At 66.0% G+C, this 20,576-nt stretch carries 17 protein-coding genes; 12 read left to right on the top strand and 5 right to left on the bottom strand.

Annotated elements, in window-relative coordinates:
• Positions 1-30: 30 nt before the first annotated feature.
• Genes ABUA28_RS07565 through ABUA28_RS07550 form a run of 4 tightly spaced genes read right to left on the bottom strand, consistent with a single transcriptional unit; the run spans position 31 to position 3,929 of the window.
• Positions 31-621, bottom strand: coding sequence for a DUF5666 domain-containing protein (locus tag ABUA28_RS07565; RefSeq protein ID WP_349903428.1), 591 nt, complete (start codon positions 619-621; stop codon positions 31-33).
• Between the two features lie 49 nt (positions 622-670).
• Positions 671-1,882: an ABC transporter permease gene (locus tag ABUA28_RS07560; RefSeq protein ID WP_349903427.1), complete on the bottom strand. Its 1,212-nt coding sequence runs from the start codon at positions 1,880-1,882 to the stop codon at positions 671-673.
• Complete coding sequence (locus ABUA28_RS07555) at positions 1,879-2,634, bottom strand: ABC transporter ATP-binding protein (RefSeq protein ID WP_349903426.1); 756 nt, start codon at positions 2,632-2,634, stop codon at positions 1,879-1,881. Before ABUA28_RS07555 ends, ABUA28_RS07560 begins: the two co-directional genes overlap by 4 nt.
• Positions 2,631-3,929 (bottom strand): efflux RND transporter periplasmic adaptor subunit, encoded by a 1,299-nt coding sequence (locus ABUA28_RS07550; RefSeq protein WP_349903425.1) that lies wholly within the window; start codon positions 3,927-3,929, stop codon positions 2,631-2,633. Before ABUA28_RS07550 ends, ABUA28_RS07555 begins: the two co-directional genes overlap by 4 nt.
• Before the next feature lie 146 nt (positions 3,930-4,075).
• Here ABUA28_RS07550 and ABUA28_RS07545 point away from each other — a divergent pair, with 146 nt between their 5' ends.
• From ABUA28_RS07545 to ABUA28_RS07530, 4 genes are all read left to right on the top strand, one after another.
• A complete protein-coding gene (locus ABUA28_RS07545) occupies positions 4,076-4,834 on the top strand; it encodes a response regulator transcription factor (RefSeq protein WP_349903424.1) in 759 nt (252 codons plus the stop codon).
• A complete protein-coding gene (locus tag ABUA28_RS07540; RefSeq protein WP_349903423.1) occupies positions 4,831-6,294 on the top strand; it encodes a sensor histidine kinase in 1,464 nt (487 codons plus the stop codon). The genes ABUA28_RS07545 and ABUA28_RS07540 overlap by 4 nt, the downstream gene beginning before the upstream one ends.
• Before the next feature lie 105 nt (positions 6,295-6,399).
• Entirely contained in the window at positions 6,400-7,248 is an 849-nt protein-coding gene (locus ABUA28_RS07535; RefSeq protein WP_349903422.1) for an NAD-dependent epimerase/dehydratase family protein, read from the top strand.
• 112 nt (positions 7,249-7,360) lie between these two features.
• On the top strand, positions 7,361-8,452 hold the full coding sequence (locus ABUA28_RS07530; protein ID WP_349903421.1) for a hypothetical protein: 1,092 nt from the start codon (positions 7,361-7,363) through the stop codon (positions 8,450-8,452).
• 323 nt (positions 8,453-8,775) lie between these two features.
• Here ABUA28_RS07530 and ABUA28_RS07525 read toward each other — a convergent pair whose 3' ends face one another.
• A complete protein-coding gene (locus ABUA28_RS07525; RefSeq protein WP_349903420.1) occupies positions 8,776-9,981 on the bottom strand; it encodes a Fic family protein in 1,206 nt (401 codons plus the stop codon).
• 412 nt (positions 9,982-10,393) lie between these two features.
• Here ABUA28_RS07525 and rplJ point away from each other — a divergent pair, with 412 nt between their 5' ends.
• From rplJ to ABUA28_RS07485, 8 genes are all read left to right on the top strand, one after another.
• A complete protein-coding gene (gene rplJ / locus ABUA28_RS07520; protein ID WP_349903419.1) occupies positions 10,394-10,906 on the top strand; it encodes a 50S ribosomal protein L10 in 513 nt (170 codons plus the stop codon).
• Between the two features lie 73 nt (positions 10,907-10,979).
• Positions 10,980-11,375 carry a 50S ribosomal protein L7/L12 gene (gene rplL, locus ABUA28_RS07515; RefSeq protein ID WP_349903418.1) on the top strand — a complete coding sequence of 132 codons (396 nt, stop codon included), beginning with the start codon at positions 10,980-10,982 and terminating at the stop codon, positions 11,373-11,375.
• Positions 11,376-11,979: 604 nt separating this feature from the next.
• A complete protein-coding gene (locus ABUA28_RS07510) occupies positions 11,980-13,293 on the top strand; it encodes an ABC transporter substrate-binding protein (protein WP_349903417.1) in 1,314 nt (437 codons plus the stop codon).
• A gap of 13 nt (positions 13,294-13,306) precedes the next feature.
• Positions 13,307-14,689, top strand: a complete 1,383-nt coding sequence (locus ABUA28_RS07505) for an ABC transporter permease subunit (protein WP_349903416.1) — start codon at positions 13,307-13,309, stop codon at positions 14,687-14,689.
• Entirely contained in the window at positions 14,686-15,567 is an 882-nt protein-coding gene (locus ABUA28_RS07500; protein ID WP_349903415.1) for a carbohydrate ABC transporter permease, read from the top strand. The genes ABUA28_RS07505 and ABUA28_RS07500 overlap by 4 nt, the downstream gene beginning before the upstream one ends.
• A gap of 258 nt (positions 15,568-15,825) precedes the next feature.
• On the top strand, positions 15,826-17,676 hold the full coding sequence (locus ABUA28_RS07495) for an ABC transporter ATP-binding protein (protein ID WP_349903571.1): 1,851 nt from the start codon (positions 15,826-15,828) through the stop codon (positions 17,674-17,676).
• 236 nt (positions 17,677-17,912) lie between these two features.
• Positions 17,913-19,277: a cystathionine beta-synthase gene (locus ABUA28_RS07490; RefSeq protein ID WP_349903414.1), complete on the top strand. Its 1,365-nt coding sequence runs from the start codon at positions 17,913-17,915 to the stop codon at positions 19,275-19,277.
• Between the two features lie 108 nt (positions 19,278-19,385).
• A complete protein-coding gene (locus ABUA28_RS07485; RefSeq protein WP_349903413.1) occupies positions 19,386-20,546 on the top strand; it encodes a cystathionine gamma-synthase in 1,161 nt (386 codons plus the stop codon).
• Positions 20,547-20,576 lie beyond the last annotated feature (30 nt).

Raw genomic sequence — 20,576 nt, 5'->3', positions numbered from 1 at the left:
GCCCGGTGAGGCCGCTCGACCGGCGGGACCCTAATTGTTCGGCGTCGGGGCACCTCCCGGCCGCGCACCGAACCCTCCGCGCAGCCCCGCGCCCTGCGAGATGGTCGTGGCCGCGACGGTGCCATCGGAGCCGGTCGCGCCGATCACCGTGACGGTCTCGCCCTTCTTCAACGCGCCGACGCTGCTGGTCGTGGTCTTGCTGACCCTGGTCTTGGCGGTTGTGGACACCTTCTTCAGCGTGCCATCCGGTGCCTTCACGGTGATCGTGGTCCCGTCGATCGCGGTGATCTTACCCGTGGTGAACCCGCCGCCGGCGAATGCGCGGCCGGTTCCACCACCCTGTCCGCTGCCGCCCTGTATCTGGGAACTGTCGCCGCCCGCGAACTGGCCACGAGCGAAGGCGCCCGGTCCGGCGTGCGCCGCACCGCTACGTCCGATGAACACGCCGCCGACCATGCCGACGGCGAGTGCCGCGACGATCGCGAGTGTCGGCGTGAGCCACCGCGTCGAACGCTTGCGAGCGGCGAGCGGGGCGGCGGCAGGCGCGGCAGCGGGGGTGACCGCTGGCGACTCCGGCACGCGGTCGCCCGACGGCGACACCGGGTTCGTTGGATCAGTCATGATCGTCTCTTCTCTCCTGAGGGTTCTGTTGTCGAGTTGGTGAACGCGTTCATACCGCCCTGAGCGCCTGGATGGGACGCAGGGCCGCGGCCCTGGCCGCGGGGTAGACGCCGAAGAACACGCCGATCGCGACGGAGACGCCGAGGGCGAGAGGAATCGAGAAGGCGAGGATGACCGGCTGCGTTCCATTGAGAGGGAACTGCGCCCCGATGAGCGCGGCGATCACCCCGAGCACGCCGCCGAGCAAGGTGAGCGTCGCCGCCTCCGCGAGGAACTGGCCCAGGATGGCGCCCCTCGTCGCGCCGAGCGCCTTGCGGATGCCGATCTCCCGCGTGCGCTCCGTGACGGTCACGAGCATGACGTTGGTCACCCCGATCCCGCCCACGAGCAGGCTGATCGCCGCGACGGCTCCGAGCAGCACCGTGAAGCTCGCCGCGCTCGTGGCTGCGGTCGCGAGCAGTGAGCTCTGGTTGACCACCGTGAACGGCTCGTTCGTCGTGTCCGTCACGCCGAGCAGCTGGTTGAGCATGATGGTCAGCTCGCCCTGCGCGGCGGTCACCGCGTCGGCATCCGTCGCCTCCACGGTGAGTGAGGAGACAGCCCCGTAGCCGGTGAAGGAGTCCTGCACCCGACTGATCGGCGCGATGACGACGGAGTTGGGGTCGTTGAACCCGACGGCGGATTGCTGCGACAGGATGCCGACCACGCTGAACGAGGTGCCGTCCACCGTCACGGTCTTCCCGAGCGCCGATCCCGTCGGGTACAGTTCGGTGGCCAGCGTCTGTCCGATCACGGCGACCTTCGCCGCGTTCGTGACGTCGGCATCCGTGAACGCGGCTCCCGACGCCACCGTGTTCGTGCCGACGGAGAAGTACTCCGGCGTCGTTCCGAGCACCGTGGTCGAGCTCTCGGACACGGTCGTGCTCGAGACGGTGAGACTCGTGTTCACCTCGGGGATGACGGTGCGCACGTGCCCGAGCCCCGCCGCGGCCAGCTGGTCGGCCACCGTGCGGGTGATGCTCGTGCCCGAGCTCGCTGTTGCACCGCCGCCGAACCCGCCTCCGGATGCCCGCACGGTGAGCGTCGTCGTCCCGAGGTTCGAGATGGCATTGTTGACCTGCTGCGCGGAGCCGTTCCCGACGGCCAGCAGCAGGATGACGGACGCGACCCCGATCATTACGCCGAGCAGCGTGAGGACCGACCGCAGCTTGTTCGCGGTGATCCCCCGGAGGGCGGAGAGCAGCATCTCGGAGAATCTCACAGCGCCCGCCTGCCATTCGTCCGCGGCGCCCCCAGCAGCGAGGCAGAGACGCGATCGGAGACGATCAGTCCATCGCTGATGGTGAGCACCCTGTGTGCCTGCTCCGCAACGTGCGCTTCGTGGGTGATGACCACGATGGTGCGGCCGTCCCTCGCGAGCAGGTCGAACATCCCGAGGATCTCGTCGGTGGAGGCGCTGTCGAGGTTTCCGGTGGGCTCGTCGGCGAGCACGAGGGTGGGGGAGGTGACGAGCGCCCTCGCGATCGCGACCCTCTGCTGCTGGCCGCCGGAGAGCTCCTGAGGCTGGTGATCGGCGCGATCCGCCAGTCCGACGGTGTCGAGTGCCTCGAGTGCTCGCCGTCTGCGCTCTGCCCTGCCGACCTTTCCATACACGAGAGGCAACTCGACGTTGCCGAGCGCGGACATCCGCGGCACGAGGTTGAACGACTGGAAAATGAAGCCGATCTGACGATTCCGGATGTGGGCGAGCGAGTTCTCATCGAGCGTGCTCACGTCGTTGCCCGCGAGCCTATAGCTTCCGTGCGACGCGATGTCGAGGCAGCCGAGGAGGTTCATCAGCGTGGACTTACCCGAGCCGGACGGCCCCATGATTGCCACGTAGTCTCCCTCGGCGATGGCGAGGTCTATGCCGCGAAGGGCATGAACCGCGGCATCCCCGCTGCCGTAGACCTGGTGCACCGCGCGCAGCTCAAGAACGGGTGGGCGCGTGGCCCGTGCGGCAACCTCGGTCATCCGTTGCCCCCGCGGACGGTGCCGCCGCCTGCACCGCCGAAGCCTCCACGGAACCCGCCGCCGAAGCCTCCCGTGCGGCCCGTGCCGCTCGTGCCCGCGCCGCTCGTGCCCGCGCTATCCGACACGGTGCCGAGCACGACGGTCTGGCCCGCCTTCAATCCGGATGTGATCTCCGTTCCCTCGGTGCCGACGACGCCGAGCGTCACGGTCACCGTCGTGGTCTTCGAAGGATCGCTCGAGTCGACGACCTTGACCGTGGAGACGCCGTTCGCCGTCGTGATCGCGGCGCTGGGAACATAGAGCGCGTCGGCTGCGGAGGTCTTCGTCGTGATGGCGACGGATGCGGTCTGGCCGAGCCTGAGCCCCTTGGGGATCGAGTCGAGGGTGAGGGTGGTCGCGTAGGTGACGATGGAATTGCTGCTCGTCGCGGTGGGGGCGATCGCGGTGACCTTGGCGTCGGCGCTCACACCGGCTATCGCGGGGAACGTGACCTTTGCCGCCTGGCCGACGGTGACGGAGGCGATGTCGGCCTCGGCGATGTTCGCGGTGACGGTCATCGACGACACGTCGGCGATGGTCGCGAAGCCGGACGAAGAGGAGCTGGAGGAGGACCCAGAATTACCCGTGGAACCGGACGACCCCGATCCGCCCGATGTCCCCGACCCGGCAGACGATCCGGATGAGCCCGATGACACGGACGAACCGCCCACGCTGCCGTTGACCGCGATGACGAGACCCGCGATGGGTGCCGTCAGAGTGGTTGCGCTCAGATTCGACTTGGCGGTGGTGAGCGCATCGAGCGCAGTGTTCAGCTGGGCCTGTGCGGACAGAATGGCCGATTTGGCGCTGTTGATCGACTGGGTGCTGTTGCCGGACGGGTTGGAGTCTTGCGTGCTGGCGGTCTCCGCCGCCGCGAGGTTCGTCTTCGCATACGCGAGGTTCGTCGCCGCGTTGTTGTAGCTGGTCTGCGCCTCGTTCTCCGTCTGTTGCAACGAGGTCGGATCGAGGGTTCCCAGCGTCTGCCCCGCCGTGACGGTCTGTCCGAGCGAGACATCGACCGTGGCGATCGTCCCCGAGGCCTTGAACGAAGCGTTCACCTCGCTGAGCGGTGCGACGGAGCCGGTCGCCGTGATGGTGTTGCTGACCGTGCCCTGCTGCACGGTCGAGGTGAGTTGGGTGGAACCGGAGGCCGACGAGGCGGTCGGCGGGTTGATGACGAAGTATGCCCCGACGATCGCCGCGACGACGATGACGCCCAGGGAGGAATTGATGATGACGCGCCTTCTCAGCTGCATAGGAAAAAGCTGGCGACACAAGCTATGAAAGTCGTAAGAATGAACTGCAAATGGCGCTTACATCCGGTCGGCCGGCTAAGCGGTTTCTCAGGATCGATCGGTATTCCTCATAGGAGTCTCCAAGCCCAGCGCGACTAAATAGCACTGTGAACACAGACGCTGCCAACCTTTCGTCCAGCCGTGAGTCGAGCGCGAAACTGCTGCGTGCAGACCGCTCGCCCGTGCGCGTCGTCGTGGTCGACGACGAGGCATCCCTCAGCGACCTCCTCGGCATGGCGCTGAGATACGAGGGTTGGGACGTGCGCACCGCCGCCGACGGGCACAGCGCGCTGTCGATCATCCGCGAGTTCCGACCGGATGTCGTGGTTCTCGACGTCATGCTGCCAGACATCGACGGGCTGCAGGTTCTCAAGCGCATGCGGGCCGACGGCCGAGACGTCCCCGTGCTCTTTCTCACCGCGAAGGATGCCCTCGACGACCGCATCGCCGGGCTCACCGCGGGCGGCGACGACTACGTGACCAAGCCGTTCAGCCTCGAGGAGCTCGTGGCGCGACTTCGCGGGCTCATCCGTCGCTCCACCGTCGTCATCACTGACACGGTCGATCCTGTGTTGCGCGTCGGCGAGCTGACCCTCGACGAGGAGAGCTACGAGGTGCGCCGCGGCGGCCGGCTCATCGAGCTGACCGCGACCGAGTTCGAGCTGCTGCGCTTTCTCATGCGCAACCCGCGCAGGGTGATGAGCAAGGCGCAGATTCTCGACCGGGTCTGGAGTTATGACTTCGGGGGCCGATCGAGCATCGTCGAGATCTACATCTCCTACCTGCGCAAGAAGATCGACGCGGGTGTCGCCCCAATGATCCACACCGTGCGGGGCGTCGGGTATCTGATCAAGGCCGCCGGATGACCCGGGTCGCGCCGCGCAGGCATTGGTCGTTGCGCAGGCGCCTGGCCCTCGCCGTCGTCGGCCTGCTCGCCGCGGTCGCCATCGTCATCGGTGCCGTGAGCGTGCTCGCCCTGCAGGGGTTTCTGATGAGCCGTCTCGACGACCAGCTCACGGCCGCAACCGGCCGCTCGCAGGGTGGATTCGGCCCGCCGGGGTCCGGCGAGGCACCGGGTTCCTCAGCCGAGCGCTTCATCCTCACGCTCAACCGACAGGCTCCGGGCACGGTCATAGCCTTCGTCTCGAACGGCGTGACCCTGGCGGTCGAAAAAGACCAGAAGACGGGTCGGCAACAGCAGTTGCCCGCCTCCGACGCGCGCGTGCTGGAGGCCGCATCCACCCGCAGCGACCCGATGACCGTCGATCTCGGCGGGGACCTCGGCAACTATCGTGTCGCCACGGCGACGTTCTCCAACGGTGACCGCGTCGTGACCGGGCTTCCGCTGAGCGATGTGCAGGAGATCCTGCTGCAGCTCGTCGTCGTCATCGCGATCGTGACTGTCGTCGGCATCGCGCTCGCGGCAGTGCTCGCGACCATCATCGTGCGCCTCGCGCTCAGACCTCTGCAGCGGGTGATCGCCACGGCGACGCGGGTGTCCGAACTGTCGCTCGACCGCGGCGAGGTGGCGCTCGCGGTGCGGGTTCCTCCGAGTGATGCAGACCCGAGAACGGAGGTGGGGCAGGTGGGTGCCGCCATCAACCGGATGCTCGGCCACGTCGCATCCGCCCTCACGGCGAGGCAGGCGAGCGAGCGCAAGGTGCGGCAGTTCGTCGCGGATGCGAGCCACGAGTTGCGCACACCGCTTGCGTCGATCCGCGGCTACTCGGAGCTCACCAGGCGTGGCGACCACGACCTGCCGGAGGATGTCGTGCACGCGATGGGCAGGGTCGAGTCGGAGGCGACCCGCATGACCTCGCTCGTCGAAGACCTGCTCCTGCTCGCGAGGCTCGACGAGGGCCGTGACCTCGACCGTGCGCCCGTGGACCTGTCCAGGCTGCTCATCGATGCTGTGAGTGATGCGCACGCCGCCGGGCCTGATCACGAGTGGTCGCTCGATCTCCCGGAGGAGCCGGTCGAGGTGATCGGCGACGCCGCGCGGCTGCACCAGGTGGTGGCGAACCTGCTCGCGAACGCCCGGGTGCACACGCCGGCATCCACGCGAGTGACGGCGGCGCTCGCGAAGGATGCCGCGGGCCATGCGGTCGTGACGATCTCGGATGACGGGCCCGGCATCCCCGATGACCTGCGGCCCGTGCTGTTCGAGCGCTTCGCACGCGGCGACGGCTCTCGCTCCCGGGCCGCGGGCAGCACGGGCCTCGGACTCGCGATCGTGCGTGCCGTCGTCACCGGCCACGGCGGCACGGTCTCGGTCGACAGCGTGCCGGGCAAGACGAGCTTTCGCGTCGAGCTTCCGCTCGGCTGAGATGCCTTCGGGGAGCCTTCCTCGGCGTGGCTCTGCGCGGGGTCTGCATCGCGGCCTCGCCCGTGCGAAAATGGCAGCAGTCACACACTGCAAAAGAGGACCCGAATGGACATTGCGGTAACGGGCGGCAACGGAAAACTGGGCGGCGCCGTCGTTCGGTATCTCCGGGATGCCGGCCACACGGTCACGGCTCTCGACGTCGCCGGCCCGAGAGAGCCAGGCTTCGTCCGTGTCGACTTCACCGACTACGGACAGACCGTCGACGCCCTGTTCGGGATCAATGACGTTCATGACGGCCTCGACGCCGTCGTGCACCTCGCCGCCGTGCCGGCTCCGGGGCTGATGGCAGACTCGCAGACCTTCCACAACAACATGACCGCGACCTTCAACGTGTTCCAGGGCGCTCGCCGGGCGGGAATCAAGACCATCGTCTATGCGTCGAGTGAGACAGTGCTCGGCCTGCCGTTCGATACGACTCCGCCGCCCTACTTCCCCGTCGACGAGGAATACCCGACCAGGCCGCAGAGCGTGTACTCGCTCACCAAGCACCTCGAGGAGGAACTCGCCACCAAGCTCGTGACCTGGGATGCGGAGCTCAGCATCACCGCGCTGCGGTTCTCGAACGTGATGACACCGGAGGACTATGCCGAGTTCCCCTCCTTCGACGCGGATCCGAGGCTCCGCAGCTGGAATGCCTGGGGCTACATCGACGCGAGGGACGGCGCGCAGGCCATCGAACTGGCGCTGAAGGCCAACCGCCCCGGATTCGATCGCTTCGTCATCGCGGCGGCAGACACCGTCATGAGCCGGTCCAGCGCGAGCCTCGTCGCCGAGGTGTTCCCCGACGTCGAGGTGAAGCGCGAGCTGGGCGAGCACGAGACACTGCTCTCGATCGACAGGGCCCGTCGCATCCTCGGCTATGAACCCAGGCACTCGTGGCGCGATGGCGTCTGAAAACCGCCTCCGCGCGGGTCGACGAGGATCGCATCGCCTCGCTCTCGCGCTGATGGTCGGGTTCCTGGCCCCGTTGGTCGCCTCACAGGTGGCGACGGCCGAGGAGCCGCCGGTGCCGGAGGACGTCGCGGCATACTTCGCAACCGGGCTCATTCCCCGACTCGCGGACCTCTACGGCACCGCGAACAGCACCGACCCGGATACGACCTTCGGCGACACGACCACGGTGGGCACCATCCGCCGGTTGCTCGCTTGGACACCGGGCTTTCTCGCGGGTGACAAGACAGACACCCCCACCGAGCTGACCAACACCTGGATCGCCCCGGTCACGGCCAAGAGCGGCGCGATTCTCGGTCTCGCCGCCGTGTGGATCAACCCGGGGAGCGACAAGGCAGAGTTGGCGGACTTCGCGCGCGGCCGCGCGCTCGTCGACGCACTGGGGCGCGCGCCGAAAGACACCCAGCTCATCGACGACACCGTGCAGCAGGCGTGGTTTGCCACCGACGGCAAGACTCTCACGCCTCTCGTCACGGGCAGCTCGGGCACGAGCGGCCCCCTGACGATCGCGGAGTACCAGAAGATCCTGCGTGAGAAGGCCGCAGCGACACAGCCCCCGGCTGCACCGGCGAACCCAGGGCTTCTCATCTCAAGCATCACACTGGGTGGCGTCGTGGTGCTGCTCGCGATCTTCATCCTTCTTCCAGCGCGCAAGCGCAAGAAAGACACCGCCGCGGATGTCCCCAATCGGCCACGCAGAAATCCGCGCGGAGAGTCCGAGCGGGCCTTCGATCGCCAGGCATCCACCACGGAGGCGCGAGCCATCTCGCTGGCCCGCGCGGCCGTGAGCGCGGAGGCGGGCCTCGTGAGCGCCATGGCCGGTGCCAGCGTGCATCCCGCCCCGACTCTCGTGCCCGTACCCGAACCTGAGCCCGTACCGCAGCCTGAGGCTGCGCCCGCGGCCCCTAGGCCCGCAGCAAAGAAGAAGTCCGCCTCCGCAACTAAGCGGACCGCCCCGAAGCAAACAACGACAAAGCTTGCCCCCGCCAAGTTCGCTGGGGCGACGAAACCTTCGACGGAGAGGCCCGCGACGGCGCAGAATCCTGCAACGACAAAGCGCGCGGCCGCGACACCTTCCGCCGAGAAGCCAAAGGCCGAGAAGCCTCCCGCCGAGAAGCCAAAGCCTGAAAAGCCTTCCGTCACCTGATCAACCCGAACGCTGCAGAGAAGGTCGACCTGCGCGGCCAGGATGCCGACGGCCGGGACAAATCGGTCCGGTCGTGGAGCGTTCCACGACGGTGGGGGTGTCGGGCAGTGTGGTGAAGTGGTTGGCCACGGATGCGCAGAACAGTGCCATGATTCGCCCTTGGTTTCGTTCCTGGTATTTTTCGGGGGCGGCGGTTGCCGTCCCGCTTCAAAACGTGTCGACGGGACTGCCGAGGGGTCTAATACGAATTGGATGCGAAGAGCTCCGCAAGGAAGTGCGAACGCGTCGTCGATGTCGAACAGTCCACGGCTGAAGCCGGGGATTCAATCCATCGCGGCTTGGATGCGTCGATCGAGTTCGTCGAGCTCGGCCAGTGCCTCTGACGCAGCCCAAACGCGGTTCTTCTTGCGCCCCGTGATTTCCTCGATGAACCCGGCCCGCGTGAGTCGATCGAGTGCGCGGTATGCCTGAGAGGCAACTGAGCCAGACCGGATCTCGATCTCGTCCGCGCTCATCACCGGGTGGTCGTAGAAGGCGTGGATAAGTGCTGCGGCAGCAGAGCCAGCACGTGGGCGCAGCTCCGCGGCCCACTCGCCGGGCATTGCCTTCAGACGAGCGATGCTCTCGCGCGAGCACTCGGCGGCAGCACGCGCCGACCGTGCGAAAAGGTCAATGAGCGGCGCGGGGTCACCCCGGCGGTACGTGCCGAGCGATGCGAAGTAGCCATCGCGTCGCGCGAGGAGGCCACTGGCGAGCGGCACAACGGCGTTACGGGTGACTCCGCGACGGCGTAACACAGCGGATACCAGCGCGCGGCCGATGCGACCGTTGCCATCAGTGAAGGCGTGGATTGATTCGAACTGTGCGTGACCGATCGCCGCCTGCACCATCACCGGCACGTCGTCGCGATTGAGGTACGCCACGAGATCCGCCATCAGTTCAGGAACCCTTTCGGGCGCTGGCGGCACATGGAGAGCATCGCGGGGTGAGTAGTCGCTTCCGCCTATCCAGTTCTGCACGTCTCGCAGGCGGCCAGCATAATCGGCCTCGTCTGGGTCGTTCGCCATCAGAGCGCGGTGCGCGCTCGTGATGTGCTCTAGCTCAAAGTGCCCGTGCTCACTCACTGTCGTGATGAGTTCATGCAGCGCAGATGACGCGGCGACCATGCTCACCGCAGCGGCGTTGCCTCGCCTGCCTGCGATCGCCTTGGCGTAGTCAACCGCGGTTGCGGTGATGCGCTCGATCTTCGATGAGGCCACGGATTCCGAACGCATCATGAAACGGCTCAGCGCCGCGGAGTGCCCTTCGGCATCGGTATCGGCCTGCGCGACAGTGAGGAGAGCTTTCTCAGTTTTCAGCAGCACAGTCAGTGGCGGCACATAGTCGAGCGCCTCGATCAGTGGGGGGATCGTCGCCTCGACCGATGTTAACATCCGGTCTTCGCGCGTGCCACCTCGCACCTGCTGACGCCAGGGCAGCGACTCAACCCCATGCGGAGGCCAGGTCGGATCGGCGGCGTCGGTCTGCATAAGCACGATTCTACCACTGCAAAATGGTGTTTATGCCCATTAACCACAAATATATGTACGAATGGCAGTGATTATTCGACTCACCTGGATGGGCCCCGGGTCGAGATGCCTTCGCCTTGTCCTGACGCGCTCAACATCCGCGTGGGTTTGCACTGGCCCCGCGCATCCCGTAGCCTGAGTGAGGCCAAAGACCGCAGGTTGTCGGTGCGCGTAAAAATGCACCGACCTAAGGCTCGCTCAACGAGTGGGAACCCGCGCAGGTGTGTGAAGTAGATGTCTTCAACAAGACTCCAGCTCCGTGCGCTTGCGCCGGAGCTTTTTTCGTGAGCGGCCCGCCCAATCGGCCGAGGCTGGTGCCCGTTCGGGCACAGCACCGTTTAGGTGCATTGCAATAACGAAATTGAGGAGCCACATGGCGAACAAGGAAGCTTCGGTTGCCGAGCTTACGGAACTGTTCCGTAACTCGACCGCTGTTTTGCTCACCGAGTACCGCGGCCTCACCGTTGCGCAGCTGAAGACGCTGCGAAAGAGCATCAGTGAGAACGCAACATACGCCGTGGTGAAGAACACGCTGACCAAGATCGCGGCAAACGCGGCCGGTATCAGCTCGTTTGACGACGAGCTGGTCGGCCCATCCGCCATCGCATTCGTGCACGGAGACCCCGTCTCCGTCGCGAAGGGCCTGCGCGACTTCGCCAAGGCAAATCCTCTGCTCGTGGTCAAGGGCGGTTACTTCGACGGTAACCCCCTCACGTCTGCAGAGGTCATCAAGCTCGCTGATCTCGAGTCCCGGGAAGTGCTGCTGGCGAAGTTCGCCGGCGCAGCCAAGGCCTCGCTGTTCGGCGCCGCTTACCTGTTCAACGCTCCGTTGTCGAAGGCGGTTCGTACCGTCGACGCGCTGCGCGCGAAGCAGACCCAGCAGTAAGACTTCGCGCGCCACTGCCTGATTTCCGGGTACGGCGACGCGGCGATAAATACCAGATAGAAGGAGAAATACCATGGCAAAGCTGTCAAGCGACGAGCTCATCGAGGCGTTCAAGGAGCTCACGCTCGTCGAGCTCAGCGACTTCGTCAAGAAGTTCGAGGAGGTCTTCGAGGTCACCGCTGCTGCCCCCGTCGCGGTTGCCGCGGCCGGTGGCGCTGCTGCCGGTGGCGCTGCCGCCGCCGACGAGGCTGAGGAGAAGGATTCCTTCGACGTCGTCCTCGACGCTGCAGGCGACAAGAAGATCCAGGTCATCAAGGAGGTCCGTGCACTGACGAACCTCGGCCTGGGCGAGGCCAAGGCCGTCGTCGATGGCGCACCGGGCAACGTGCTCGAGGGCGTCAACAAGGAGACCGCCGAGAAGGCGAAGGCTCAGCTCGAGGCTGCCGGCGCAACCGTCACCCTCAAGTAAAATACGCTGTAACACGCCTCGGAGGCGCCGTCCCGTCATGGGGCGGCGCCTCCGTGTCGTTTGCGGCAGAATCCGCCCCCAAAGAAAACGAAAAGTACTTGCGTTGCTCTCGCCATGTCCGCCATAATGGGGACGTAATCGACGCACGGAAAGCTTGTCGTACCTGCAGTCACGTGTGAGCTTGATCCCCATCGAAGCGCGAGACTAGACAGTCTTACCCTCTGGCTAGCCCCCGGCTCGACGCGCCGAACGGGGTGTGGTTTTCCCCGCGTCGGGGTGATGATTCCCGACGAAGCTCCACAGAACCCAAGATGGCATTACACCGTGACGGTGTGGTGGAACAGCACAAGTGGGCGCCCCCGACGGAGGCGCCCACTGTTTCTTTGTGGGGTACAGGGTCTCAGCCGCGCACCCGCGAGGAGTGTTCAGAATTCCTCTTGTATTCGGAGGCACGCCAGCCTAGCGTTTAAGGGTCGGCGTCATTGCTAGGAATGGCGCTGCGCGATTTCACCAACCGATTGTCGGCCGACTTCGGACGGCCGCGATTGGCGATGGACGGGAAAATCCCGCTCGTGTGATTCGACTCCAATGAAGGAGGAGACACATGCGTTTTCACAGGCACCATCGAGTGCTCGTCCCGATCGCAGCAGCCGGAGCCATCGCCATGGCCCTGGCCAGTTGCAGCGGGGGCAGCACGTCCTCATCCGGAGGCTCGGGAGACCAGAGCCTCAAGGGCACAACACTCAATGTCGCAGCAGACTGGTCAGGCGCTGAGCAGGCGAACTTCGAGAAAGTACTCGCCCAGTTCTCCTCCGAGACCGGGGCCAAGGTCAACTACACGAGCTACGGAAGCAACGTTGCGACCACACTGAACACCAAGATCGCGGGAGGGGACCCGCCGGATGTCGCGGTCATCCCGCAGCCCGGCCTGCTGCAGTCGCTCGCCAAGGCCGGCAGTCTCGTCCCGGTCTCCGCCTCCACCGAGGCCGCGGTCAAGAAGAACTTCTCGCAGGACTGGATCACGCTCGGCTCCGTCGACAACAAGCTCTACGGCATTTGGTTCAAGGGATCGAACAAGTCCACGGTCTGGTACAACACGGCGGTCTACACGAACGCGGGCGCGACCGTGCCGAAGACCTGGGATGACTTCGTCGCTCAGCTGAAGAAGGTGTCAGACTCCGGCGTCCCTGGTCTGTCCATCGGCGCCGATGTCGGCTGGCCGCTCACCGACTGGTTCGAGAACGTCTACATCCGCTCTGCCGGAGCGGAGAAGTACGACGAGCTCACGCAGCACAAGATCCCCTGGACCGACCCGTCGGTGATCGACGCGCTCACGATCCTGTCGAAACTGTGGAGCGACTCGACCCTGATCGAACCGGGCGGTGCACAGCGCACCTTCGGCGATTCTGTGACCGAGGTGTTCGGCGACCCGCCCAAGGCCGGAACGGTCTACGAGGGCGACTTCGTGGCCGGCAACATCACCTCGCAGACCAAGGCGAAGATCGGAACCGACGCGAAGTTCTACGATTTCCCGTCGATCAACGGGTCTGGGCCCGCGGTCGTGGGTGGTGGCAACGCCGCCATCCAGCTCAAGAAGAACAAGGGTGCGAGCGCCCTCATGACCTACCTGGCATCGCCCGAGGCGGCCACCATCTGGGTCAAGCTGGGCGGTTTCACCTCGCCGAACAAGAACGTGTCCCTGTCGGCATACCCGGATGCGACGTCGAAGCAGATCGCCGAGGCACTGATCGGTGCGAAGACCTTCCGCTTCGACATGTCGGACCAGGCGCCGAGCGCGTTCGGTGGCACGCCGGGTGCCGGCGAGTGGAAGATCCTGCTCGACTTCTACAAGAACCCGAGCGATGTGCAGGGCACGGCACAGGCGCTCGAGGCGGCAGCAGCGGCCGACTACAAGTAGAGAGAACGAGCGGATGTCCGCCGGCCAGCTCGCGGAGACCACGACAGTCACGGGGAAGGGCGTTGGAGTTCTTCGCAACAAGAACTCCCGTCCTCCCCGTGGCGGTGGTCGGCGCGCCCTCGTCACGGCGCTGATCTTCCTCGCCCCCGCGCTGTTCCTGCTCGGAGTCCTGGTCGGCTACCCCGTCGTGTATTCACTCTGGCGCTCGCTGTTCGACGCGAGCGGCGACGCCTTCGTCGGCGCGGGCAACTACGTGACAATGTTCACAGACCCGGCCACCTTTCTCTCGATCAGGAACAACGTCATCTGGGTCATCGTCGCGCCCATCACCTGCACGATCCTCGGGCTGATCTTCGCCGTGCTGATGAACCGCATTCGGTGGGCGACCGCGTTCAAACTCATCGTGTTCATGCCGATGGCGATCTCCATGGTCGCCTCCGGCGTGATCTTCCGCACGCTGTTCCAGGAGAACCCCAACCTGGGTGCCGTGAACGCTGGCATCGTCGCGGTGCACGACTGGTTCTCCCACGGGGCGGCGTATCCGGGCGCGAGGCCCAGGGACAACACCGGAATCAGCGCGCAGAAGGACGGTTCGATCCTCACGGATTCCGCTGTTCGCACCGGATCTGCGCAGGACTTTCCGCTGGTGGGCATCCTCGGCACGTCCCTGCCTGGCAGCGCGAAGACGGCGGTTGCGGCGAGCAATGCCGCAGGGTCAGAGATCACCGGAACGGTGTGGCTCGACTTCGTGACCGGCGGTGGCGGGACACCGGGTCAGCTCGGCGACCACAAGAAAGGGCTGCCCGGGATCACGGTGGAAGCCGTCGATTCCTCCGGTGCGGTCGTCGCCTCCGCAACGACCGCGGATGACGGCCGCTATGCCATCACCGGGCTGAAGTCGGGCAGCTACTCCGTGGGCCTTCCTGCGTCCAACTTCTCGCAGGGCTATGCCGGGGTCTCGTGGCTCGGGCCGACTCTGGTCACGGCGGTGATCATCCTCGCCTATGTCTGGATCTGGGCCGGGTTCGCGATGGTGATGATCGCATCCGGGCTCTCGGCGATGGACATCTCGCTGCAGGAGGCGGCGAGGGTGGACGGCGCGAGCGAGTGGCAGGTGTTCAGGCGGATCACGGCGCCGCTGCTCTCGCCCGTGCTCATCGTCGTGTTCATCACGCTCGTCATCAACGTGCTCAAGATCTTCGACCTCGTCTACGTGATCCCTCCGGGCTCCTCCCTGCCCGACGCGAGCGTCATCGCGGTGCAACTGTGGACCGTCTCCTTTGGCGGCGGAAACGACCAGGGCCTCGGCAGTGCGCTCGCCATCCTGCTGCTCGTGCTCGTGCTGCCGTTCATGATCATCAACGTGCGTCGCTTCAGAATGGATCGGGAACGATGACGGCGCCGGTGGGAATCGTCAAGGCGAAGCGCACCGTCGCGGGGCGTATCCTCGACTTCTTCGGCAAGGGCGTCGTCAACGTCGTCCTCGTGATCGTCGCCGTGTTCTGGCTCGTGCCGACGGTCGGACTGTTCCTGTCCTCGCTGCGCTCCAGCACGGACAACAGCCAGAGCGGATGGTGGACGATCTTCACGAGGCCGGCGCAGCTGACCATCGAGAACTACGCGAACCTGCTTGGCAACTCGCAGTTCATGGGCTCGTTCGTCAACACGATCGCGATCACCGTGCCGGCGACGGTGCTCGTCGTCGTCATCGGATCCCTCGCGGGGTACGCTTTCGCCTGGATCCGGTTTCCGGGTCGGGACTGGCTGCTCATCGTCGTCATCGTGCTGCTCGCCGTTCCGCTGCAGGTCTCGCTCATTCCGATCGCGAAGCTCTACGGCAGCATCGGGCTGTTCGGCTCGATCGCCGGCGTGATCCTGTTCCACACCGCATACGGTCTGCCGTTCGCCATCTTCCTGCTGCGCAACTTCTTCACGCAGATCCCGGGGGAGATGCTCGAGGCCGCCCGCATCGACGGCGCGAGCGAGTGGCGCATCTTCAGCCGCATCATCCTCCCGCTCGGACTGCCGGCGATCGCGAGCCTCAGCATCTTCCAGTTCCTGTGGACCTGGAACGACATGCTGGTCGCGCTCATCTTCACGAACGCCACATCGCAGCCGGTGACCGTCGCCATCCAGAGCCAGTTGCGCCAGTTCGGGGCGAACATCGACATCCTGTCCTCCGGCGCGTTCCTCTCGATGATCGTGCCGCTCATCGTGTTCTTCGCCTTCCAGCGTTTCTTCGTCTCCGCCCTGCTCGCGGGCTCCACCAAGTAGCTCGTCCCTTTCCGTAACTGCGCTCTCGTGCTGTGCTTCCTGCTTGTTTTCTCGCGGCGGGAGAAACGTGCTCGCGGCGGGAGTTAGGACTCCCTCCGCGAGGGGGCTTCTCCCGCCATCCGTGGTGGTTTCTCCCGCCGTGAAGACACCTTTCTCGCCACGAAAGGCGCGAGACACGTGCGTTGCGGCCGCTCACGCCTGCGGCGAACGGGGGCCTGTTGGGGGCATGCCGAGTCGTAGGGTTTACGAATGAGCGGAATGCGCGGGATGCGCGGCGGAGGCAGGGGCGGCCGCGTGAGTGGCGGGGATGTGCGTGCGCAGCGAGCCGCGAACGCTGCGGCCCCGAAAATCCCTGGCCTGCTTCGCCGCATCGGTGCGCTCTTCGTGCCGCACCGCGTCGCGCTCACGGTCACTGTCGTGCTCGTCGTCTTCAGCGCGGGACTCTCCGTGCTGCCTCCGCTGTTGACCAAGGAGGCCTTCGACCTCGGCCTGTTCCCGAAGGGCGGGCCGAACCTGCCGGTGCTTGTCGGCATCGTCTCGCTCATGATCCTGATCTACGTCTCGTCCGCCGCGCTCGGCGTGTGGCAGACCTGGCTCACCGCGACCGTGGGCAACAAGGTCATGGGGGCCCTGCGCATCCGGCTGTTCAGTCATCTGCAGCGGATGGAGTTGGCCTTCTTCACGCGAACCAAGACGGGCATCATCCAGTCCAGGCTGCAGAACGATGTCGGCGGCGTTGCGAGCGTGCTCACCAACACCGTCGCGAGTGTGCTCGGCAACACGGTCACGGTGATCGCCGCGTTCGTCGCGATGCTGCTGCTGTCGTGGCAGCTCACCGTCGTCGCCGTCGTGCTCATGCCGCTGCTCGTGATCGCGCAGCGTCGGGTCGGCCAGGTGCGAGCCCGCATTGCCACCCTGACCCAGGAATCGCTGAGCGACATGACGGCGATCACGCAGGAGACGCTCTCGGTCTCCGGCATCCTGCTCGCCAAGAGCTTCAACCAGCAGCGGGCGGAGGTGGGCCGCTACTCGGACGAGAACGACAACCAGGTGCGGCTGCAGGTGCGCCAGCAGATGAGCGGCCAGTGGTTCTTCGCGCTCGTGCAGATCTTTCTCGCCATCATTCCCGCGGTGGTATATCTAGTCGCGGCCTGGCTCATCCTGGGGAATGTACCCGTCACGGCCGGAACGATCGTCGCGTTCACGACCGTGCAGGCTCGGCTCATGTTCCCGCTGCTCGGACTCATGCGGGTCGCCCTCGACCTGCAGACCTCGCAGGCGCTGTTCGCCCGCATCTTCGAATACCTCGATCTGGTCCCCGCGATCGTCGAGGCTCCGGATGCCCGCCCGGTGCGCGAGAGCGAGCTCGGCCGAGTGGAGTTTGATCGCGTGAAGTTCGCCTACCCGGACGCCGGACCGGATGCCCACCCCACCCTAGATGACGTCTCCTTCTCCATCGAGCCGGGCCAGTTCGCCGCCTTCGTCGGTCCGTCCGGTGCGGGCAAGACCACGGTGTCGTACCTGATCCCGAGGTTCCACGAGGCCACGAGCGGGCGCATCCTGTTCGCCGGAGAGGACGTGCGCGCTCTCAGCCAGGAGTCGCTCGTCGCCAACATTGGCATCGTCAGCCAGGAGACCTACCTGTTCCACGCGACGATCGCGGAGAACCTGCGCTACGCGAGGCCGGACGCGAACGATGCGGAACTCGTCGAGGCGGCGAAGGCAGCAAACATCCACGCGACCATCACCTCATTCCCCGACGGGTATGACACGCTCGTCGGTGAGCGCGGCTACCGGCTGAGCGGAGGCGAGAAGCAGCGCATCGCGATCGCGCGAGTCATCCTGAAGGACCCGCGGGTGCTCATCCTCGACGAGGCGACGAGCGCGCTCGACTCCGTCTCCGAGCGGGTCGTGCAGGATGCCCTGGATGCGGCCTCGCACGGCCGAACGACCATCGCGATCGCGCACCGACTCTCCACCATCGTCGCGGCGGACGTGATCTTCGTGGTCTCGGGCGGGCACATCGTCGAGCGCGGCACCCACGCGGAGCTGCTCGCGGCCGGTGGTGTCTACGCGACCCTCTACACGGAGCAGACCTCCCGCCGCTGACCTTTCGTCCTGTGGCATCCCTTTCCACCACCGATCCCGCGGTGTCCCAAATGAAGGCATATCGCGCTCTTGACCCTGAGCAGACCCTAGATTCCGGAAGGGCGGATGCTCGATGCCTTCATTTGGGACAAAGGACGCGGGTGGGATGGCCGGCCGTGTTCGGCGTTCCAATTGCGAGTGTGCCTCCCACCCGTCACACGGGGTGGGTTCGCAGCGGTACTTGGTAGATTGGGTCGGTGAAATACGCAGAGACCGTTCTCGACCTGATCGGCAACACCCCGCTGGTCAAGCTGCAGCATGTGACCGACGGTATCGCCGCGACCGTGCTCGTCAAGGTGGAGTACCTCAACCCCGGCGGTTCGTCTAAAGACCGCATCGCCACGCGGATCATCGACGCGGCAGAGCGCGAAGGCAAGCTGAAGCCCGGCGGCACGATCGTCGAACCGACGAGCGGAAACACCGGCATCGGACTGGCCCTCGTCGCCCAGCAGCGCGGGTACCGCTGCGTGTTCGTGCTGCCGGACAAGGTGGGCGAGGAGAAGCGCAACGTGCTGCTCGCGTACGGCGCGGAGGTCGTCGTCACCCCCACCGCCGTCGAGCCTGCGAGCCCCGAGTCGTACTACTCGGTGAGCGACCGGCTCGCCCGAGACATCCCCGGGGCGTTCAAGCCCAATCAGTACTCGAACCTCAACGGCCCGCTCAGCCACTACGAGACCACCGGGCCAGAGATCTGGCGCGACACCGAGGGCAAGGTCACCCACTTCGTCGCGGGCGTCGGCACCGGCGGCACCATCAGCGGTACCGGCAGATATCTCAAAGAGGTCTCGAACGGTGCGGTGAAGGTGATCGGCGCAGACCCGGAGGGCTCGGTCTACTCGGGCGGCACCGGGCGGCCCTACCTCGTGGAGGGAGTCGGCGAAGACTTCTGGCCCGAGGCCTATGACCCGTCCGTCGTGGACGAGATCATCGCCTCATCCGACGCGGAGTCCTTCGACTTCACCCGCAGGCTCGCGCGTGAGGAGGGACTACTCGTCGGCGGGTCGAGCGGCCTGGCCGTGGCATCCGCCCTCAAGGCCGCCAAAAACCTGCCAGCGGATGCCGTGGTCGTCGTGCTCCTGCCGGACGGCGGTCGCGGGTATCTGGGCAAGGTGTTCAGTGACAGCTGGATGCAGTCCTACGGCTTCACTCAGCTGTCGGACGAGCGCACGGTCGCCGACGTCATCAGCAGCAAGACGGGCGCGCTGCCCGATCTCGTGCACGCGCACCCATCCGACACGGTGCGGGACGCCATCCAGATCATGACCAAGTACGGCGTCTCCCAGCTGCCGGTGCTCACGGCGGAGCCGCCCGTTGTCATCGGCGAGGTGATCGGCGCGCTCGAGGAGCGCTCGCTGCTCGAACACGTCTTCAGCGGCGACGCCCAGATGACCGACCCGGTCGAGAAGTTCGTCGGCAAACCCCTCGGGCTGATCGGCATCTACGAGTCGATAGGGGTGGTGCGCGAAGCACTCTCCGACGCGGACGCCCTGCTCGTCGTCGAAGACGGCAAGCCCGTCTCCGTGGTCACTCGGCACGACCTGCTCACCTTCGTCTCCGACTAACCCACCAATCCATCGCCGAGTTGCCCACTTACGCCGCGATTTCGCTCCATTTCTTGCGAAAAGAGGGCGGAAGTGGGCAACTCGGCCACAACGACAGAAAAGAACCCCGTGTCAGAGCAAGTCAATTCAGGGCAGCAGGATTTCAGTACGCGCGCCATCCACGCGGGCCAGGCGTTTGACCCGCGCACCGGGGCGGTCGTGCCGCCGATCTTCCAGACCTCGACCTTCGTGCAGGATGGCGTCGGCGGCCTGCGAGACGGCTACGAGTACTCGCGCAGCGCCAACCCCACCCGCGATTCGCTGCAGCAGCAGCTGGCGAGCCTCGAGGGCGGCAAGCACGGCTACAGCTTCTCGTCCGGCCTCGCAGCGGAGGACTCCCTGCTGCGCGCGGCACTGACCCCCGGCGCACACGTGCTCATGGGCAACGACGTCTACGGCGGAACCCACCGACTCGTCAACAGGGTGCACGTGCCGTGGGGTGTGAAGCTCAGCACGGTCGAGATGTCCGACCTGGATGCGGTGCGCGCGGCCCTGCGCCCCGAGACGCGCGTTCTGTGGGTGGAGACCCCGAGCAACCCGCTCATGAAGATCACGGACATCGCCGCGCTCGCCGAGATCGGCCACGCGGCCGGAGTGCTCGTCGTCGTCGACAACACCTTCGCCTCTCCGTACCTGCAGAACCCGCTCCTGCTTGGCGCGGATGTCGTCGTGCACTCCACCACCAAGTACATCGGTGGGCACTCCGACGTGATCGGTGGCGCGGTCATCCTCAACGATGACGAGCTCGCGAGCGCGATCGGCTTCCTGCAGTTCGCGGCGGGCCCGATCTCTGCACCGATGGATGCGTGGCTGACGAGCCGCTCGCTCAAGACGCTCGCGGTGCGGGTGGAGCGGCACTCCTCGAACGCGCAGGCCATCGCCGAGGCGCTCGTCGGCAATCCGAAGATCGAGCGCGTGTACTACCCGGGGCTGCCCAGCCACCCGGGCCACGAGCTTGCCGCCCGCCAGATGCGCGGCTTCGGCGGGATGCTCTCCGTCGCCGTGAGCGGTGGGGCCGCGGCCGCGCGCTCCTTCGCTGAGTCGACAGAGATCTTTCAGCTGGCGGAGTCGCTCGGCGGCGTCGAGTCGCTCATCGGCTACCCGTCGGAGATGACCCACGCCTCCGTGCGGGGAACCGAACTCGAGGTGCCGGACAACATCGTTCGCCTGTCCGTCGGCATCGAGGGTGTCGACGACCTGATCGCGGATGTCATCCAGGCCCTGAAGTAGTATCTGCGGGTCGAGTAGCGAGGCACGAGC

Source organism: Parafrigoribacterium humi (assembly GCF_040227205.1).
GTDB lineage: Bacteria > Actinomycetota > Actinomycetes > Actinomycetales > Microbacteriaceae > Parafrigoribacterium_A > Parafrigoribacterium_A humi.
This window is presented reverse-complemented; position numbering and strand designations above follow the sequence as displayed.

Excerpts from the sequence above, each read along its gene's own strand:
- ABUA28_RS07525 (WP_349903420.1), bottom strand. The coding sequence starts at position 9,981 with ATGCAGACCGACGCCGCCGATCCGACCTGGCCTCCGCATGGGGTTGAG.
- ABUA28_RS07500 (WP_349903415.1), top strand. The coding sequence starts at position 14,686 with ATGACGGCGCCGGTGGGAATCGTCAAGGCGAAGCGCACCGTCGCGGGG.
- ABUA28_RS07565 (WP_349903428.1), bottom strand. The coding sequence starts at position 621 with ATGACTGATCCAACGAACCCGGTGTCGCCGTCGGGCGACCGCGTGCCG.
- ABUA28_RS07555 (WP_349903426.1), bottom strand. The coding sequence starts at position 2,634 with ATGACCGAGGTTGCCGCACGGGCCACGCGCCCACCCGTTCTTGAGCTG.
- ABUA28_RS07540 (WP_349903423.1), top strand. The coding sequence starts at position 4,831 with ATGACCCGGGTCGCGCCGCGCAGGCATTGGTCGTTGCGCAGGCGCCTG.
- ABUA28_RS07550 (WP_349903425.1), bottom strand. The coding sequence starts at position 3,929 with ATGCAGCTGAGAAGGCGCGTCATCATCAATTCCTCCCTGGGCGTCATC.
- ABUA28_RS07495 (WP_349903571.1), top strand. The coding sequence starts at position 15,826 with ATGCGCGGGATGCGCGGCGGAGGCAGGGGCGGCCGCGTGAGTGGCGGG.
- ABUA28_RS07505 (WP_349903416.1), top strand. The coding sequence starts at position 13,307 with ATGTCCGCCGGCCAGCTCGCGGAGACCACGACAGTCACGGGGAAGGGC.
- ABUA28_RS07535 (WP_349903422.1), top strand. The coding sequence starts at position 6,400 with ATGGACATTGCGGTAACGGGCGGCAACGGAAAACTGGGCGGCGCCGTC.
- rplL (WP_349903418.1), top strand. The coding sequence starts at position 10,980 with ATGGCAAAGCTGTCAAGCGACGAGCTCATCGAGGCGTTCAAGGAGCTC.
- ABUA28_RS07510 (WP_349903417.1), top strand. The coding sequence starts at position 11,980 with ATGCGTTTTCACAGGCACCATCGAGTGCTCGTCCCGATCGCAGCAGCC.
- rplJ (WP_349903419.1), top strand. The coding sequence starts at position 10,394 with ATGGCGAACAAGGAAGCTTCGGTTGCCGAGCTTACGGAACTGTTCCGT.